The following is a 15,265-nucleotide window of genomic DNA, read 5'->3' as shown; positions in this document are numbered from 1 at the left end:
GGCAGCAAACTGCCCTTAACATTAAACTAGGAGAAGCTAATGACGATCCTGAAAAAACTTTCCACCGGTGCTGCCATCGCACTGACCGGCTCGCTTCTGATGAGCGGCATGGCATTTGCCGACGACATGAAGCCGGGTGCCGGCGTTGAAGTCCAGCCGCTTAAAAGCTCGATCGCCGAAGAAACCTTCCAGACCCTTCTGGTCATGAAGGCACTTGAAGAACTTGGCTATGACGTCAAGGACATTCAGGAAATCGAATATGCTGCTGGCCATGTTGCCATCGGCAATGGCGATGCAACCTTCCTTGCCGATCACTGGAACCCGCTGCATGCTGATTTCTATACAGCAGCCGGTGGTGATGAAAAACTGTATCGCAAAGGCGTTTATTCTGCCGGTGCGCTTCAGGGTTACCTGATCGACAAGAAAACCGCTGATAAATATAACATCACCAATATCAGCCAGCTTTCCGATCCGGAAATCGCCAAGATTTTCGACAACAACGGCGACGGCAAAGCCGATCTTGCTGGTTGCAACCCGGGCTGGGGCTGTGAAGGTGTGATCGAAAATCACCTTGATGCCTATAAACTGCGCGACACGGTAACCCATAATCAGGGTTCTTATTCGGCCATCATCGCCGATACCATCACCCGTTACAAAGCCGGTGAATCGGTCCTGTATTACACTTGGACCCCTTATTGGGTTTCGGGCGTTCTGGTCCCGGGCAAAGATGTAACCTGGTTGCAGGTTCCGTTCTCGTCACTTCCGGGTGAAAACAAAGAAGCCGACACCGCCCTTCCGGATGGTTCAAACTATGGCTTCCAGGTTAACAATCAGCAGATCATCGCCAACAAGGCATGGACTGATGCAAACCCGGCAGCGGCCAAACTGTTTGAAATCATGCAGGTTTCAGCCAACGACATTTCGTCGCAGAACCTTCGCATGCGCGACGGCGAAAAATCGGCCGAGGATGTCGCCCGTCACGCTGATGCCTGGATCAAGGCAAATCAGGCGAAATTCGACGGCTGGCTTGAAGAAGCACGTAAAGCTGGCATGTAATCCATGTGATTACAGCGATCAGGCCAAAACCTGATCACCAAATATCAAACACCCCGCGGGAGAAATCTTGCGGGGTGTTTTTTGTTACCATCAAAAACCACCAAAACTGTCAGGAGATGTCAGCCATCGTTAGAATTACGGGTGCGCTGGCAACGTGATCTTGCTAGGTTTGTACGCTCGTTGATTTTTTGAGCAGCACGGATCAGACGCGCGCCATGTTTCCGGAAAAACTGAACGTCCCTTTGGGCAAGTGGGTCAATCGCTTTGTTGATTGGCTGGTGGTGAATTATGGCGACGGGTTTGAGGCCTTTGCCGACAGCCTGCTAACCGTGCTGGTATGGCTGGAACATATCCTGCGCGGCACACCATGGTGGATCATGGTGATTGCGATTGCCGTCATCGGGTTTCATGCCAGCCGCAGTTGGAAAATTGCCGCCGGGCTGGCGATTGCAATGATCGCCATCGGGACGCTTGGGCTTTGGGACAAGGCGATGCAAACCTTGGCCCTGATGATTGTCGCAACGTCGCTTTCAGTAATTATTGGCGTTCCGGTTGGGATTGCCATGGCGCTATCGAACCGCCTGCGCGCCGTGATGTTACCAATCCTTGATACCATGCAAACCATGCCAAGCTTTGTCTATTTGATCCCGGCCCTGATGCTGTTTGGGTTGGGCAAGGTTCCTGCCATTCTGGCCACGGTGATTTATGCTGCCCCACCGGTCATTCGTCTGACGGATCTGGGCATTCGGCTGGTCGATCGCGAGGTATTGGAGGCTTCCCGGTCCTTTGGCGCCAGCCGCCGTCAGATATTGTGGAAAGTTCAGCTCCCGCTGGCGCTTCCAAACATTATGGCCGGGATCAATCAGACGACGATGATGTCAATATCGATGGTGGTGATTGCATCGATGATTGGTGCGCGCGGGCTGGGCGAGCGGGTCTTGATGGGAATTCAACGCCTTGACGTTGGCGCAGGCATGGAAGCAGGCATTGCGATTGTACTGTTGGCCGTTGTATTTGACCGGATCGGACAGGCCTATGGCAAGCGATCGCAACGCAGTCCTTTGGCGGAGGACAAGTCATGAGCTATATCGAAATCCGCAATATTTTCAAAATCTTTGGTCCTGATCCGCAAACGGCGCTTCAAATGGCAAAGGCCGGTGCCGATAAGGATGAAATCCTTGCAAAAACCGGCCATACGGTCGGGCTGCATGATGTGTCGCTTTCAATTGAACGCGGGGAAACATTCGTTGTTATGGGGCTTTCGGGATCGGGAAAATCGACCCTGATCCGGCATTTGAACCGATTGATTGATCCAACATCGGGTGAAGTTCTTTTTGACGGCACCGATATCCTTGCCATGAGCATCAGCGAGTTGAATGCGTTCCGGCGCAAGCGGCTTGGTATGGTATTTCAGCGGTTTGGTCTTTTGCCCCATCGCAACGTGATCAACAATGTCGCCTATGGCCTGGAAATTCAGGGACAGGATCGTAAAACCCGTGAAGATGCGGCGCGCAACTGGATCGAGCGGGTCGGACTTGGCGGTTATGAAGATAAATTCCCCGATCAGCTTTCAGGCGGCATGCAACAACGTGTCGGCCTTGCCCGCGCATTGGCCACCGATCCCGAAGTTCTTTTGATGGACGAGGCATTTTCGGCCCTTGATCCGCTGATCCGCAATGACATGCAGGATGAATTGGTTAAGCTTCAAGGCGAGCTTCACAAAACCATTGTTTTCATCACCCATGATCTGGACGAAGCCCTAAAGCTTGGCGACCGTATTGCAATCTTAAAGGATGGTAAACTGATCCAGACCGGCCGCCCCGAGGAAATTATCATGCACCCGGCCGATAATTATGTTCGGGCATTTACCCGCGATGTGAACCGGTCGCGGGTCTTGCGCGCTCGAACTTTGATGCAGCCGATTTCAGACGATGACAACATCAATGCAAGCTGGCCCCGGATTGCCGATGACATGCGCCTTGAAGATATTCTGCCCGTCGCCCTTGCGACAAACGGATCAATGTCGGTGATTGATGGTCAGGAAAAACTGATTGGTATCTTAAGCAAAGAACAGGTGATTGCGGCACTTGTCGCGTAACTTATGCGATTAGACAGTTATAATTACTTGATAAATTACTCATATTAGACGAACGTATAAGCAGACAAACATTCAATCACCGTGATGGCATTGCGTTGAATTCAGACCGCACAAACATATTGCACGTTGTTTGCGAAAACGCGCAAACCAAACTGATGCCGACATCCCTGTTGGGGTTTGACATCAGGGTTTCGTCAATTGCCGATAAAATCCCGCTTGATGCCAACAGCATCATCATTGATGTCGATCTGAACAATACCGATACGATTGCGAAACTTGCTGCGTTTCGCAAAAATGCACCGTCGAACTGCAAACAGATTTTCGCCATCAGCAAGGGCGATTTGCAGGAAGAATTGCAGGCACGGACCCTTGGCGCACGCAAGACAATCCACAAGCCGCTTAATGATACCGCCCTTGCCCGGCTCATCGAAGAATTGCGCGATCTTTCGGGCATGCCCGCATCCGCCACCGGAAAGGCTGTGAATACAGCGGCAAAAACGCTTGAAAATACCTTTGCCCGGTTTGGCGCCAATCAACCCGTCGATCTTGGCGATGTTGCATCGACGGGCAAAGAAATCGCCAATACCATCGACGGCATTGGCGTTAATGAATGGCTTTCGACGGTGCGCGCCTATCACCAAACGACGTTTCAACACATTCTGATCGTGACCGGGCTTGCCTGTTCGTTTGCCTCGTCAATAGGCATGCGACGTGTTGATATCGAAAAACTGACCATTGCCGGGCTGCTGCATGATATCGGCAAGGTCGATATTCCGGCTGAAATCCTTGATAAACCGGGAAAATTAACCCCCGAGGAATTCGATATCGTCCGCACTCATCCCCGCGCGGGCTATCGGTTTCTGGCAAAGCAGGAAGGACTTTCCGAAGACGTTTTGGATGCCATCCTGCATCATCACGAATTCCTTGACGGCAGCGGTTATCCCGATGGATTGGCCCATGATCAAATCCGCGATCTGACACGCATCCTGACGGTCTGCGACATCATGGGGGCATTGCTTGAACGCCGGTCGTATAAAGAACCCTTTACGGTGGCGCAATCCTTGGCCATCCTTTTGCAGATGGCCCGCAAGGGCAAGCTTGAAAAGGTTCTGGTCCACGCACTTGGCAAGGCGCTTGAAAACAACGTCAATTCGATCCTTGAAAAACCCGACGAAACCCTGATCGCACTGGCCCCGCTTTATCTGTCACCAGCAGAAATGCCGTAACGGACCATTGGCTGTGTCAGGGCGGAATGCCCGGTCACGACACGCGCCAATTCCAGCGGAAACAAATTACCCAATGCCGGTTGTGCACGATCCTTTGCCGACAGAACAGGTTGCTGCCCGAACAATTCCCAATCAATGCAAAGATCAGGGTCATTCCAGGCAATTCCGCGATCATGTTCCGGGCTATAATAATCCGATACCTTATAGATCACCTCGGTCTCGGGGCGCAGGGTGCGGAACCCGTGGGCAAATCCCGCCGGAATCCAAAGTTGATACCAGTTTTCAGCCGAAAGTTCGATCTTGATATGCTGTCCGAACGTTGGCGAATATGGGCGAATATCAACGGCAACATCCATAATTGCCCCTGATGTTACACGCACAAGCTTGCCCTGTGCCCGGGGTTCGGATTGATAATGCAGGCCGCGAATGGTGTTAATCGGTTTGCTGATTGATTGATTTTCCTGCACCAGTGTCACGTCACCGATCTCGGCACGAAATTCGTCCTCGCGAAATATTTCGGCAAAGGTACCGCGCGGATCACGGTGACGATTGGGCACAAAAAGCACTGGCCCATCGATATCAAAGCGGTCGAATTCCATGACCTTGTTCCTTTTGTTATTTCCGAATGGAAACGCGATAACGCACAAGCTGGCGCGGCACACGCCAGCCGCCGTTATGGCGTTTGGGGATCAACCGCACGAAAACCAGGCTGGCCGTATCATCAACAGTGCCAAACAACCGATCCTGACTGTCTTCATCAATCATGGTGGCATAGGCGGCAAACGGGTCCCCTGGCCCGGCATCGGGCATCAGGTCCTCGGCCAGCAGAAGATACGGTTCAGACCAGACTTTCATATCACTCGACGTGGAATAGAAGATGCCGTGACGATCCGTGCCGTCCTTGTTGCGCTGGCGATGCTGATAGATCGCGATAAAGGTATTGCTGCCTTCGTGACGCACCAGCCCCCGGATGGATGTAATCCCCCTTGGTCCGACGCGGGCACAATCGGTTTGGTGCACCTGCCAACCATCATCGGTCAATTGGGCCGCATCGATGAAATCATTGCCATCCCATACCTGCCAGCTTGACGGATCATTGGCCGGTGCCCGCACCAGACAGTTGCGCGAATTTTTCCATTCTTCCTCGCGCCGCCAAACAATGGCGTAAAGGTAATTCTGCCAGTTGATGATGTTCGTCACCGTTACATAACTGGGCGCAATTTTGCGATCATCGCGATAGGGTTGGGGCGGCGGAAACGGTGCGTGATGCGGTGGCTTGCCCAAATAATCAAACGTCTTGCCACTATCGGTCGATTTCAGGGTCACAAGCCCGTTGATCCAGCAATCAATGCGTTGGGTTCGTCCCTTGCACGGCATGTTGTGGCGATAAGGCATGAAACTGGCACTGCCAAGCGCATAAACGGTTTTGCCGTCATTGGTATAAACGGCATGGATCCATGTACGATCATCCAGCAAATCAGGCTGTGCCTTGCCTGCTGCCATGAAACGGCTGTCGCAATCCGGTTTCAAACTGTCGAACCCGTATCCGACAAAGGCGCGGTTTTGAAAATTGGGTGCAAACAGGATCATGCGCCCCTGATCATCGCGAAAGGCGCGCGCGGGCGCATCGGGCAAATGATGCCCGTCGCATCCTGAAACGTCGCTATCGAAAATAATCTGTTGCGGGCCGGTAACGGTCAGTTCCAGTGCCGCTGTTTTCAGCGATGCAAGGACAAGTATACCGCCGCCTGACAGCACGGTTACAATCATCACCATCATGTTGCGAATATGCGATTTGGCCAACACAGATCCATCCATTGCCATTCAAACAAGAAGAAGGCCGGGCATGACCGGGCTTGGGGAACCAGTCATGCCCGCGCAGCATGAATTACGCCGCCTCGGCAACATAAGGGGTCGGGGTGGTGCCTAGGCGATGCGCCATGCTGTTTTCTTCAAGGAAGGTTTTCAATTCGCCAAACCGCATTTGATAGGTTTCTTCGAAATGGCCAAAATCAGCTTGATCCCAGGCTTCTTCAAAGGAAAACTTATCGATATAGCGACCATCGACATGGGGAATGCCAAGGGTTTTGACAAATTCGCGGGTTCGCGTGTCATAGGTGATGTAAAGGGCTGGCACTTCATTGGCGAGCGCCAGCAAATTGCCATGCAACCGGAACCCGGTTACGGCATCAAGATGCCGTTCAGCTTCTTCAAAATCGGCGACCGTTTCGAAAACCGACAATGATGATCGGTAAAGCTGCAGGATCGGATCGTCTTCACCATACAGCCAGTTTTCCTTGATCAGTTGATTGACCGCATCGGTCATCACCTGATTTGCATTGGCGATTTGATTGCAGCGCGCATAGAAGATCGCCTTTTCTTCCAGCTCGCCAGCGCACAGAAATTCCGTCCGGTATCGTTCCGAAAGAGTGCGCATCAGATAACGTTGCAACATGACAAATCTGGGCGTTTTGCGCCGCAGGGTAAAGCCAAGCTTTTTGATATCGGCCGCTTTGATACGCGGCAGGATTAGTTTTGGTTTGCAATGACGAAATGCCGTCGGACATCCAAAAATACGGACATTTTTGATTCCGATTGAATTCAGCGCCTTTTTCGAAAGATAGCCGCGCACACCAAGGGTTGCCGAACGATGCGAAACCACCTGTAAAAAGCGTTTGGTCGATTCATTGACGTATTCTTCGGAATTATCAGGGGTCTGCACCCCGATCCCGAATGCGATAACCGGGACTTTGGTTTGTTCCAAAACCCGTGTGATCGGGTCCCATTTACCATTGGTGTGGATATAGTTCGATCCGCGCAAAAAGATGTAATCAAGCTGGTTGATCTTTTCGACCTGGGCCGGGGACAAATCGCCGCTGGCCGGGGCATAAATGGGATGAAGTTCCGCGTAATCCAATATTCGCAGGGACGAATCATAGACAAAACAATCACCAATATTGGTGAAAAGACGGGTGGCTTTTTCGGGGGACCCGAATGTGTGCGTTACCACGCCGACATTTTCGACAACCCTGCCCGCTGGCATAAGAACGCCGATACGGGGCTTGCGGCCAGTTGAAGGGGTTTCCTGGCTCATTTCTGGTACTCCTGCTGTTGCGGTCCGCGCCATTTTCGGCTTCATCTTGACCGCGATGCTCGTGTTTGAACGTTTCCTCCCTTCTGGCGCGTAGGTTTATGCGGCGTCGACCACTTGGCGGGTTTTCAGGCTTACTTCCCAGTCAAGGGCGTGACGCACGATCACTTCAAGATTGTCATGCTGTGGTTTCCAGCCAAGCTTTTCACGAACACGATCCGCACCGGCAATCAATGCCGCCGGATCACCCGGACGGCGTTCAGCCAATTTGACCGGGAAATCAACACCCGAAACGTCCTTGACTGCGGCAATCACTTCCCTGACCGAGAAACCACGCCCATAGCCGCAATTCATCACATCGCTTTCCCCACCATTTTCCAGATATTCAAGCGCCAGCACATGCGCATTGGCAAGGTCGGAAACGTGGATGTAATCGCGAATGCACGTCCCATCATGGGTTTCGTAATCATCGCCATAAATTTCCAGATGCGGGCGCAGACCAGTGGCCGCCTGACTGGCGATTTTGATCAGATGGGTGGCCTTGCGCGATGTCTGCCCGGAACGGCCTTTGGGATCGGCACCGGCAACGTTGAAATAACGCAGCGCGACATAGTTCATGTCATGGGCGATTGATGCATCGGCCAGCATCTTTTCCGTCATCATTTTTGATGTGCCATAGGGCGAAATCGGTTTTGACGGGAAGTCTTCAAGGATCGGAGTCTTGGCCGGTTCACCGTAAACACCGGCCGTCGAGGAAAAGATGAAATGGCGGATGCCCGCATCCACAGCCGCCTGTGCCAAGGCACGCGAATTGACTGTGTTGTTGTAGTAATAATCCAGCGGATAAACCACCGATTCCGGTACAATGATTGATCCGGCAAAATGCATGATAGCGCTAATATCATGATCGGTTATCAGCCTGCGGAGCAAGTCATAATCACCGCAATCGCCTTCGATAAAGGCGGCCCCGGCGGGAACGGCCCAGCGATGCCCCTGACTTAAATTATCGAGGATGACGACCTTTCGCCCGGCATCCAGAAGTGCAAGTGCTGCGTGGCTACCGATATAACCTGCGCCACCCGTTACAAGTACAGTCATTGCCGTGTCTCCTTGTTATCGCTGTCCTTTTTGGACATGCTTGGGATGGCACAACCGCCCTGCCCGTTACCGGTACAAAACGGCTGTACCGGGTTGATCAGGCGACCTTGCGCTCGGGCTGAGCGTCACGGGCCATCACATCGACCATTTTGTGATCGATATTGTTTTCGGTCAGGAATGTTGCCATCTCGCGATAGGTCTGGAACCAGGCGCGATTGAATTTGTCGAACAGATCCTGATTCCAGTAATCTTCGAGCACGAATTCCTTTTTCGAGAACACGTCATAAGATGGGATCTGATAGGTTTCGGCGAATTCCACCGTGCGGCTGTCATAGGTGAAATAGATCGACGGAACCCCGTTCGACAGCGCCATCAGATTGCCGTGCAGGCGATAGCCCAGAACGCAATCTTTCTGACGGACAAGATTTTCGTAATCGGAAACCACATCGGAATAAAACATCTTGGAGCGATACAGACGTTCCATTTCGTCATCCATGTACCACTTGCCGACACTCGGATTGCCCTTAAGGGCGGCAATCGCTTCTTCTTTCTGTGCGTCGGTGCCAAAGACCAGTTTCTTTTCTTCCGGTTCGCCCTGTGCCATCAGGGTGACATTGTCAAACCGATGTGCCAATTCCTTGACCAGATCGCGATGGAAGGTCAGGTAACGTTCGATATTTTGCGCATAGGATGATGACACTTCACGGCGCAACGTGATGCCGACATCCTTAACGGTATCGAGTTCCGGCAACGTGATCCGCATGTCTGGATTATTTGACCGAAATGCCGTCGGACAGCCGACAATACGCACATTGCGAATACCGATATCCCACAATACCTGTGCGGTATATGCCCCGCGCACCCCGATAGAGGTGGTTGAATCCGCCATCATATGAAGGACGGTTTTGGTCTGTTCTGACAGATTGATCTTGCCCTTGACCGGGGCCTGTGCCCCCAGACCAAAACCAAGAACCGGCAGACGCAAACGTTTAAGCACCTCAATCGTTTCACGCCACTGCATGCCGGAATGGATGTAGTTCGACCCGCGCAGGAAGACATAGTCATATTCCTCGCGCAGTTTGTCGATCTGGGCCATGTCCGGGTTGGCAATTTCAACAACGCCAAGTTTTTCGAAATTCATCAGTTTTAACGACGAGTCATATACGAACGCATCACCGATATTGTGATAGTGATCGATATAGCGTTGAATTTGCTGATAATTATACCAACGGACGCTGTCGTGGTCATAGACTTCGCCCGATGGAATCATTACGAGAACGCGCGCCATAGTGTTTCTCCTTGGCTAGGTAACTTCTGATTATCGTTATGCCGTACTGGCGACGGAGTGCTGTGACGCAGGAGTCACAGACATCGGGCGGGTCTCCAGAACCTCCCGGTACTGCGCGAGATGTTGCTCGGCGCAATCGATATAGGTCGGCGGGCGCGGAATTCCTTCACGCATCCGATCCCAGATTTTAGTGTCGGTAAGCACATCAACCAGACGATCCGCAAGGTCCTCGGCACTGCCGACACGAAAATGCAACCCATTGACACCATCGGTGATTTTTTCGGCCATGCCGCCAATGTTCGAACAGATCATTGGCCGACCATGAAAGAACGCTTCCTGGATCACGATTGGCGAATTTTCCCACCAGATCGACGGGATGATCGTCCAATCGGCAAGTTCCATCAGCTTGGGCATTTCGCTGTTTTGATAGGCGCCGTAAAAGCGCACACGCTCGCCCGCCTTTTCGATCAGGTCGTGGACTTTTTCCTGATATTCAATGGGTTGCCGTTCAAGGTTACCGCCAAAGATCATCATTCGCGCATCATCGCCCCAGATTTCATCCGGGACACGGCCGACAGCATCAAGCAGGATATCGGCACCTTTGAACATCGTTAACTGCCCGAAAAATGCGAAACGCGACCGGCGCGATTGCGCCTTGGAAAGCGGTCGGGTATTTGCCGTTTCCTTTACATCCAGACCATTTTCGATCACCGACATCTTGGCGCGGTCCAGCCCCCAATCAACAAAGCGATCAGCCAGGAAATCACTGGGCGACACATAGTGATCGGCCAAGTTCAACATCGCCTTGATGAACCGTTCACGTCGCAGAAAGGACGCCGGCGAGATGTTTTGGAAACAGCCATTGCATTCAATCGGGCTTGCCCGGTTGCAAAGCTTGGTGCCGCCGCTTTTGACCATCTGGCCGTGGTTGTGACAGATCGTCAGAAATTCGTGGAAGGTAAAGAAGATCGCGGCATCGGGCATGGCTTCGCGGATCGCATAGATCGTTTCAAGCCCAAGACCGAGGTAATGGTGGAAATGCACCACATCAGGTTCGTAATCGCGCACAAAGCGCAACAAATCACGATCTATCTCGTCGGTATTTCCATTCGATAGCAGAAAATGATCATAGTTTTCCGCGTGATACAGGATTTCATTATCTTTCTGGCGCAGGCTCATCAATGCTGACGCGCCGTGACGCGGCACCGGATGGCCGACACGGGCCAGATAGAAACTTTCGATCCCGTCTAGCTCGTTCAAACCCTTGTGCAAGTTATAAGAGGCCACCTCGGCCCCGCCCAGCGACATGCTGGGATGTCCATGCGAAATAATGAGGACACGCAAATCAGTCGACGGCATGATTGTGGCTCCGCAAGTTTGAGACGACCAATGACCAGCGGCGATCAAACGCCCAGCGGTCAAGACGATGCGAAAGTTCCTCCCATGCGGGCGCGCTTGTTATGGATTGTTCGCTGCCCAGTACTTCAATTTCAGGAATCCACCATGATGGCGTTCCGCCCAGGCGCAGTTTCAGCGCAAGGTCGAGCCCCTTTTCCGCCGGGCCGATATAACCCCGGGTAAAGCCGTTGATATCTTCAAATGCCTTGCGTGGTAGGATGCAGCATTCCGGGGTCCCGGCGCTGACTTCGGTTGGTTCGGCATCGGCCAGAACCGCACGCGGATAACCGACATAACGATCCGCCAGATATTGCCCATCCACATTGCCTTCGATCCATGTGCCCGCCCAGCGAACAGAATCATCTTCGAACAGGATGGTTGGGCAGACGACGCATTTGCTACCGCGCTTGCGATAAGCAGCCAGAAGTGGCTCGAACCAGCCATTGTCATGCGGCAGGATATGGGCCGAAACCAAGGCCAGAGTTTCGGAATTGGTTGCCGCAATACCAACTTCCAAGGCGTCGCAAAAATCCTCGACCCCTTCGGCAAAGACAATGCGGACATTAAGTTTGTAAAACGCGGCCAACCGCATCATGTCGCTGCCGACCTGATCAAAACTTTCGGCCGGACCGGCAATCACAATGGGTAAATGACGCGTAACATCATCTAGTCCAAGCAACGCAATCGTGACCCCGATATCAGAAATCGTATCATCGACCCCGACGATCATCGCGACCGGGGCATCTTCATCGAAATTGCCAATATCATGGGTATCGATCGCATAGGGGCTTTGTGCCGTCATATTCTGCAACATCGGACCAAACTGACGTTCAATGCTGTTGGATGCAGTGACCGAGCGTGGATCAAGTGATGGCAACACGCGCGACAAGGCTTGGCGCGCCGATGCCCGCGTGGGGTTTAACGGGCAATAAGCCGGAAATGCATCATTGATCGCCAGTTCAAGATAGACCGGCTGATCAGAAGACGGGGTGTCTTCAAGCGGACTAAACACCAGAAACCCGTGGCTGTTTCGCGCCGGGTTCAATCCCGAAAACATCGGATCATTCAAGAACGCATTGGTCACATCCGGGCGCGATTGCCGGGTCCAGCGATCATCGATCCGGATGGCCTCGCCCCCGACACGCAGCATGACACCTTCAACCGCACGATCCGGGTCAAGCATCCAGCCGGAAATCAAAATGCCGCTGCCTTCAATCACCAACGAAAAATCAATGCCGATCCGGACCGGGCGATCCAGTTCGGAAACCGTATCGCGCCCGTCAAACCGATGGGCTGCCATGCGGATCTGTTCAAGAATATTATCCGGTGCCTTGACCCGATCCAGAACAGAACGGATATGCGCCGGAACATCGGGCAACGCGACAAGCACACGTTGCTGGTAAACCTCGATCGAGAACCAGCCGTCGCGCCCCCGAAAATAAACGCGTTGCAACTTGGCCGGATTGATTTTGGTATCGCCAGTCATCAGGCCGGTAACGCCCGTCGCATGTTCGCCAAGGTCATCGCGCAAAAATTCGGCACTGGTCAGTTCGGCCAGAACCGGGCCATCATCAATGGCGATAACGCGGATACGCCCGGTCGGAAAGTTGCTTGACCAGCCCTGAATATAGATATCGCCTTCTTCCAGACCGCCAAGCACCTCGATAAAGCCGTTGCTGCGCGCGGCAATGCGGACAAGGGCAGCAACCGTGCGCAGGCGTTTTTTGTTCGGGTTTCCAGCCAAAAGGGCTTCGATCACGCCATCAATCACGGTGGCAAATGCCGCCCCGGATTGTTCGGCCACCGCAGACAGAATGGATTCAAGCCCCTGTGACCGGCTTTCGATCCGATATTCACCGGGCTGGCCGGGTGCCTTGAACAGGGCGGTTTTCAACCGGCGTTGCGATACATTTTGCATCGGCAAAAGCGCCACAAAACCATATGCGGCCTCGGGTGGGCCGTCGGCCCGGCGCCAGCTTATGATCGATGCCTGAACTTTGGCATCAGATTGACCGTTCAGGAATACATCAATTGTTGCCGGCATCGCAGCACCGACACCAGCCATAAGCGCAAGCCCGTCATCGACCAAAGCGGCCACAACGGTCCTGCCGTCCAACGGCATTCCAGACGGTTCAGTCATGCCCTGTCCTCCTTGTTATTTCTGGTGATTGTGCGTTGAAAACCATTCCTGTCGGGTCAGATGGCACAGACATTTCCAGTGTCGGAACACCGGACAAAGCCGACACGGTTAAAAATTCCGAGCTGTTGGCCATATCATTAAGGTAACGGCCATAATCACTTGCGGCACTGAAACCGGCACTGCGCGTCAGCGCGTCACGGTCAATCCATCCCAACCGCCATGCGGTTTCTTCGGGACTGCCAATTTTAAGGCCCTGACGTTCCTCGATCGAATAAACGAACTGGGCGGCCTGCAACAGACTTGCGGGGGTCCCGGTATCAAGCCATGCACAGCCCCGGCCAAGCATCTCGACCGTCAATTTTCGATCTTCAAGATAGCTTCGATTAAGGTCGGTAATCTCAAGCTCGCCGCGTATGGATGGTTGCAAATCGGCAACCCGATCCGGTGCCGTCGCATCAAAGAAATAAAGCCCGGTCACCGCCAGATTGGAAGGTGGGTTCGACGGTTTTTCGATGATATCAAGCGGCAATCCATCGGGATCGAATGCCATCACCCCGTAACGTTCCGGATCACGAACGGCATGAACAAACACCGTCGCCCCGGTATGGCGCTTTGCCGCCCCCCGAAGTCGATCCCCAAGGTTGTCACCATGAAACAGGTTGTCCCCCAATATCAGGGCACATGGACCACCATTCAGGAATTCCCGCCCGATCAGAAGCGCCTCGGCAATGCCATTTGGCGCATCCTGTTCGACATAGCTCAGATTGATGCCAAACTGTTTGCCATCGCCCAACAACCCGACAAAGGCATCCACCTGCCCCTTGGCCGTGATGATCAGGATATCGCGGATACCTGCCAGCATCAGCGTGCTGAGCGGATAAAACACCATCGGCTTGTCCCAAACCGGCAAAAGCTGTTTGCTGGTGGCGTGGGTAATCGGCCAAAGCCGCGAACCGGTCCCGCCGGCCAAAATGATGCCCTTCATCCGGCCCTCCGTGCCTTAAGGCCGGTTTGATGGCCCGGTTTGATGCATGATGTGAATTTGGATGTCTTCATCATTGGCATCACCACACCATTGCACCGACAGAAATCCCGGCCGCCACACCAATCAGGAAAGACAGGACCAAAAGCGGTGTTTTCAAATCGTTGCGGTGCCGCTCGGTCAGAACCGACAAACGTTCGTCAAATCCGCCAAGCGACTTGTCAAAGCGGACCAGAAAGACTTCGAGTTCCTCGACACGGCGGGTAAGTTCATCTTGCCCCGTCCGAACCAGTTTCACCCCGGCCTCGATCCCGTCATCGGCAGATGCCAGTTCATCCATGCGTTTGGAGGCATCAACCAAACGCTTTGCCGCTTCGCGCTGTCCATTTTGCAGGATGTGCTGGGCGGCCAATAATCGATCCAGCCGATCCAGAATTTTACCAAGCGGTGCGGTTATGGCCGATTGCGCATGTTGTTCACTTTGTGACGGGATGCGTAATTCAATCTGATCACCAGTTTCCGGCGTAATGGCAAAAACGGTGATATTTTCGACGGTGACAAGGGCGGCTTCGGGCAGTTCCGCCTCGAACGCATGTGCGCCATCGCCAATCCCGTTACGCCGCAGATCAACACGTTCGTCTTCGGCCTTGACCCGCAACAGGGTATGACCATTCAGACGCACCAAAACGTCAATGCGCGCATCCGGTCGTTCCGGGCACCAGACCCAGCCAAACAGACGTTGCCGATCAATGGCATCAACCCGTCCTTCAATCGTCGGCAAAACCGGTTCGCCATCGGGTTTGGCCGGGTCTTTGCCAATCGGGTTTACCAACGGCTTTGCAGATATATGTCGCATGTCTTGCTGGGCTATCGCCATGGATGGCTCCT

13 protein-coding genes are annotated in these 15,265 nt (G+C 53.2%); 4 read left to right on the top strand and 9 right to left on the bottom strand.

Annotated elements, in window-relative coordinates; translation table 11 throughout:
- Positions 1-39: 39 nt before the first annotated feature.
- From proX to TALK_RS09590, 4 genes are all read left to right on the top strand, one after another.
- The gene (gene proX, locus TALK_RS09605) at positions 40-1,056 is read left to right on the top strand and encodes a glycine betaine/L-proline ABC transporter substrate-binding protein ProX (RefSeq protein ID WP_085618215.1); all 1,017 of its coding nucleotides are present in this window, start codon (positions 40-42) and stop codon (positions 1,054-1,056) included.
- Positions 1,057-1,271: 215 nt separating this feature from the next.
- The gene (locus tag TALK_RS09600) at positions 1,272-2,138 is read left to right on the top strand and encodes an ABC transporter permease (RefSeq protein ID WP_085618213.1); all 867 of its coding nucleotides are present in this window, start codon (positions 1,272-1,274) and stop codon (positions 2,136-2,138) included.
- A complete protein-coding gene (locus tag TALK_RS09595; protein WP_085618211.1) occupies positions 2,135-3,154 on the top strand; it encodes a quaternary amine ABC transporter ATP-binding protein in 1,020 nt (339 codons plus the stop codon). The genes TALK_RS09600 and TALK_RS09595 overlap by 4 nt, the downstream gene beginning before the upstream one ends.
- A gap of 155 nt (positions 3,155-3,309) precedes the next feature.
- On the top strand, positions 3,310-4,380 hold the full coding sequence (locus tag TALK_RS09590) for an HD-GYP domain-containing protein (protein ID WP_139833774.1): 1,071 nt from the start codon (positions 3,310-3,312) through the stop codon (positions 4,378-4,380).
- Here the strand turns inward: TALK_RS09590 and rfbC are convergent.
- The 9 genes from rfbC to TALK_RS09545 all read right to left on the bottom strand — a co-directional run bounded on the left by rfbC (position 4,353) and on the right by TALK_RS09545 (position 15,254).
- Complete coding sequence (gene rfbC / locus TALK_RS09585) at positions 4,353-4,979, bottom strand: dTDP-4-dehydrorhamnose 3,5-epimerase (RefSeq protein WP_085618207.1); 627 nt, start codon at positions 4,977-4,979, stop codon at positions 4,353-4,355. The genes TALK_RS09590 and rfbC overlap by 28 nt on opposite strands.
- Before the next feature lie 16 nt (positions 4,980-4,995).
- The gene (locus tag TALK_RS09580; RefSeq protein WP_085618299.1) at positions 4,996-6,186 is read right to left on the bottom strand and encodes a hypothetical protein; all 1,191 of its coding nucleotides are present in this window, start codon (positions 6,184-6,186) and stop codon (positions 4,996-4,998) included.
- An 82-nt stretch (positions 6,187-6,268) separates the two neighbouring features.
- Positions 6,269-7,474 (bottom strand): polysaccharide pyruvyl transferase family protein, encoded by a 1,206-nt coding sequence (locus TALK_RS09575; protein WP_245829811.1) that lies wholly within the window; start codon positions 7,472-7,474, stop codon positions 6,269-6,271.
- Between the two features lie 96 nt (positions 7,475-7,570).
- Positions 7,571-8,569: a UDP-glucose 4-epimerase GalE gene (gene galE / locus TALK_RS09570; RefSeq protein ID WP_085618205.1), complete on the bottom strand. Its 999-nt coding sequence runs from the start codon at positions 8,567-8,569 to the stop codon at positions 7,571-7,573.
- Between the two features lie 97 nt (positions 8,570-8,666).
- On the bottom strand, positions 8,667-9,857 hold the full coding sequence (locus TALK_RS09565; RefSeq protein ID WP_085618204.1) for a polysaccharide pyruvyl transferase family protein: 1,191 nt from the start codon (positions 9,855-9,857) through the stop codon (positions 8,667-8,669).
- A gap of 36 nt (positions 9,858-9,893) precedes the next feature.
- Positions 9,894-11,216: a glycosyltransferase family 4 protein gene (locus TALK_RS09560; protein WP_085618202.1), complete on the bottom strand. Its 1,323-nt coding sequence runs from the start codon at positions 11,214-11,216 to the stop codon at positions 9,894-9,896.
- Entirely contained in the window at positions 11,203-13,395 is a 2,193-nt protein-coding gene (locus tag TALK_RS09555) for a glycosyltransferase family 2 protein (RefSeq protein ID WP_085618200.1), read from the bottom strand. The genes TALK_RS09560 and TALK_RS09555 overlap by 14 nt, the downstream gene beginning before the upstream one ends.
- Positions 13,388-14,380: a glucose-1-phosphate thymidylyltransferase RfbA gene (gene rfbA / locus TALK_RS09550; RefSeq protein ID WP_085618198.1), complete on the bottom strand. Its 993-nt coding sequence runs from the start codon at positions 14,378-14,380 to the stop codon at positions 13,388-13,390. Before rfbA ends, TALK_RS09555 begins: the two co-directional genes overlap by 8 nt.
- Positions 14,381-14,459: 79 nt before the next feature.
- Positions 14,460-15,254, bottom strand: coding sequence for a hypothetical protein (locus TALK_RS09545; protein WP_085618196.1), 795 nt, complete (start codon positions 15,252-15,254; stop codon positions 14,460-14,462).
- Positions 15,255-15,265 lie beyond the last annotated feature (11 nt).

The organism is Thalassospira alkalitolerans, assembly GCF_002115745.1.
Classification (GTDB): domain Bacteria; phylum Pseudomonadota; class Alphaproteobacteria; order Rhodospirillales; family Thalassospiraceae; genus Thalassospira; species Thalassospira alkalitolerans.
Note: the sequence above shows the minus strand (reverse complement) of the source record. Positions and strands in the feature narration are given on the sequence as shown.

What these genes read in the sequence shown, in the direction of transcription:
- TALK_RS09565 (WP_085618204.1), bottom strand. Translation starts at nt 9,857, where the DNA reads ATGGCGCGCGTTCTCGTAATGATTCCATCGGGCGAAGTCTATGACCAC.
- TALK_RS09545 (WP_085618196.1), bottom strand. Translation starts at nt 15,254, where the DNA reads ATGGCGATAGCCCAGCAAGACATGCGACATATATCTGCAAAGCCGTTG.
- galE (WP_085618205.1), bottom strand. Translation starts at nt 8,569, where the DNA reads ATGACTGTACTTGTAACGGGTGGCGCAGGTTATATCGGTAGCCACGCA.
- rfbC (WP_085618207.1), bottom strand. Translation starts at nt 4,979, where the DNA reads ATGGAATTCGACCGCTTTGATATCGATGGGCCAGTGCTTTTTGTGCCC.
- TALK_RS09555 (WP_085618200.1), bottom strand. Translation starts at nt 13,395, where the DNA reads ATGACTGAACCGTCTGGAATGCCGTTGGACGGCAGGACCGTTGTGGCC.
- TALK_RS09590 (WP_139833774.1), top strand. Translation starts at nt 3,310, where the DNA reads ATGCCGACATCCCTGTTGGGGTTTGACATCAGGGTTTCGTCAATTGCC.
- TALK_RS09560 (WP_085618202.1), bottom strand. Translation starts at nt 11,216, where the DNA reads ATGCCGTCGACTGATTTGCGTGTCCTCATTATTTCGCATGGACATCCC.
- rfbA (WP_085618198.1), bottom strand. Translation starts at nt 14,380, where the DNA reads ATGAAGGGCATCATTTTGGCCGGCGGGACCGGTTCGCGGCTTTGGCCG.
- TALK_RS09600 (WP_085618213.1), top strand. Translation starts at nt 1,272, where the DNA reads ATGTTTCCGGAAAAACTGAACGTCCCTTTGGGCAAGTGGGTCAATCGC.
- TALK_RS09595 (WP_085618211.1), top strand. Translation starts at nt 2,135, where the DNA reads ATGAGCTATATCGAAATCCGCAATATTTTCAAAATCTTTGGTCCTGAT.
- TALK_RS09575 (WP_245829811.1), bottom strand. Translation starts at nt 7,474, where the DNA reads ATGAGCCAGGAAACCCCTTCAACTGGCCGCAAGCCCCGTATCGGCGTT.
- proX (WP_085618215.1), top strand. Translation starts at nt 40, where the DNA reads ATGACGATCCTGAAAAAACTTTCCACCGGTGCTGCCATCGCACTGACC.